This is a genomic window from Streptomyces sp. NPDC054847 (genome assembly GCF_053610925.1).
In genome coordinates this window covers 1-2552 of sequence record NZ_JBSGZJ010000671.1, presented here as the reverse complement: position 1 = coordinate 2552, position 2552 = coordinate 1, and the positions used below count along the sequence as shown (strand labels likewise).

1 protein-coding gene is annotated in these 2552 nt (G+C 70.4%); it reads left to right on the top strand.

Annotated elements, in window-relative coordinates; all coding sequences use genetic code 11:
- Positions 1 to 190: 190 nt before the first annotated feature.
- Positions 191 to 2422, top strand: a complete 2232-nt coding sequence (locus tag ACWGH4_RS34005; protein ID WP_453467643.1) for an RNA degradosome polyphosphate kinase — start codon at positions 191 to 193, stop codon at positions 2420 to 2422.
- Positions 2423 to 2552 lie beyond the last annotated feature (130 nt).

The following is a 2552-nucleotide window of genomic DNA, read 5'->3' as shown; positions in this document are numbered from 1 at the left end:
CCGGGGAGCGACCCCCGGGGGCCGTACTGCGCTTTCCCTCACGTCATGTCCTTGTTACCGGGCATTCAGACGCCCTTGCGACCCTCGCCCAATGCAGCCCGCTGTGCCCGCCTCCCCCAACGGGAGAAAACGTCTCGCCCCGGCCCTCTCCGACGCGCCGTCGACGCCTCTCGCGCGGAACAATGGGCCCATGAGCCAGCAGCCCGCCGAGGTCCCGGTCCAGCACCCCCAGCCGTCCGTCGCGTCCATAGCCGCGCACCGGCCGCACACCGTCGCCGCCACGGTCTCCGATCTCGAGCCCGACCTCGACGCCGACCTCGACTCGTACCAGGAGGACCCGGAGTCGACGCTCGGCACGGAGCTGCCCCAGGGGCGGTTCCTCGACCGCGAGCGCAGCTGGCTCGCGTTCAACGAGCGGGTCCTCGAGCTCGCGGAGGACCCGGCCACACCGCTGCTGGAACGCGCCAACTTCCTCGCGATCTTCGCGTCCAACCTGGACGAGTTCTTCATGGTCCGCGTCGCCGGCCTGAAGCGCCGGATCGCGACGGGCGTCGCCACGCGTTCGGCCTCGGGCCTCCAGCCCCGCGAGGTCCTCGACCTGATCTGGACCCGCTCGCGCGAACTCATGGCCCGGCACGCCGCCTGCTACCAGCAGGACGTCGCCCCCGCCCTGGCCGACGAGGGCATCCACCTGATCCGCTGGCCCGACCTGACGGAGAAGGAGCAGGCCCGCCTCTTCACGCTCTTCCGGCAGCAGATCTTCCCCGTCCTGACCCCGCTGGCCGTGGACCCCGCGCACCCCTTCCCGTACATCTCGGGCCTCTCCCTCAACCTCGCCGTCGTGGTGCGCAACCCCGTCAGCGGGCACCGCCACTTCGCCCGGGTCAAGGTCCCGCCGCTGCTGTCCCGCTTCCTGGAGGCCTCGCCCCAGCGGTACGTGCCCCTGGAGGACGTCATCGCGGCGCACCTCGAGGAGCTGTTCCCGGGGATGGAGGTCCTCGCCCACCACATGTTCCGGGTCACCCGGAACGAGGACCTGGAGGTCGAGGAGGACGACGCGGAGAACCTCCTCCAGGCGCTGGAGAAGGAGCTCATGCGGCGCCGCTTCGGTCCGCCGGTGCGCCTCGAGGTCGAGGAGTCGATCGACCCGTACGTGCTCGACCTGCTGGTGCGCGAGCTGAAGGTGTCCGACGCCGAGGTGTACCCGCTGCCCGGACCGCTGGACCTCACGGGACTCTTCGGCATCTCGGCGCTGGACCGGCCGGAACTGAAGTTCCCCAAGTTCATCGCGGGCACCCACCGCGACCTGGCCGAGGTCGAGTCGGCGTCCGCGCCCGACATCTTCATGGCGCTGCGCGAACGGGACGTGCTGCTGCACCATCCGTACGACTCCTTCTCGACGTCCGTCCAGGCCTTCCTGGAGCAGGCCGCCGGCGACCCCGACGTCCTCGCGATCAAGCAGACGCTGTACCGAACGTCCGGCGACTCCCCGATAGTGGACGCGCTGATCGACGCCGCCGAATCCGGCAAGCAGGTCCTCGTCCTCGTCGAGATCAAGGCACGCTTCGACGAGCAGGCCAACATCAAGTGGGCGCGCAAGCTCGAGGAGTCCGGCTGCCACGTCGTCTACGGGCTCGTCGGCCTGAAGACCCACTGCAAGCTGTCGCTCGTGGTCCGGCAGGAGGGCGAGACGCTGCGGCGCTACTCGCACGTCGGCACCGGCAACTACCACCCGAAGACCGCCCGGCTCTACGAGGACCTGGGGCTGCTGACCGCCGACCCGCAGGTCGGCGCGGACCTCTCCGACCTGTTCAACCGGCTGTCCGGCTACTCGCGCCGCGAGACGTACCGCAGGCTGCTGGTCGCGCCGAAGTCGCTGCGCGACGGCCTGATCTCACGGATCAACAAGGAGATCGTCCACCACCGCGCGGGACGCCCCGCCTACGTCCGCATCAAGGTCAACTCGATGGTGGACGAGGCGATCATCGACGCCTGCTACCGGGCGGCGATGGCAGGCGTGCCGGTGGACATCTGGGTGCGCGGCATCTGCGCGATACGCCCCGGTGTGACCGGCCTCTCGGAGAACATCCGGGTCCGTTCGATCCTCGGCCGCTTCCTGGAGCACTCCCGGGTCTTCGCCTTCGGCAACGGCGGCGAGCCCGAAGTGTGGTTCGGCAGCGCCGACATGATGCACAGGAACCTCGATCGCCGCATCGAGGCGCTGGTACGGGTCACCGACCCGTACCACCGCGCGGCCCTCACCAGGCTCTTCGAGACCGGCATGTCCGACACCACCGCCTCCTGGCACCTCGGCCCGGACGGCGCGTGGACCCGGCATGGGACGGACTCCGACGGCCAGCCGCTGCGGCACGTACAGGAGATGCTCATAGACGCCCGGAGGCGCCGGCGTGCACAGCCCTGAACTTTCCCGGCCGGACACCGTCGTCGCGGGCACGGCGGGCGAGGCGGTGGCCCACTACCTCCACGCCCAGGCCGCCGACTTCCTGCGCAGTCTGCGCCGGCACGGTGAGAGCGGCGCGGAGACGGCGGCC

Coding starts and splice junctions, on each gene's coding strand:
- ACWGH4_RS34005 (WP_453467643.1), top strand. CDS start 191: ATGAGCCAGCAGCCCGCCGAGGTCCCGGTCCAGCACCCCCAGCCGTCC.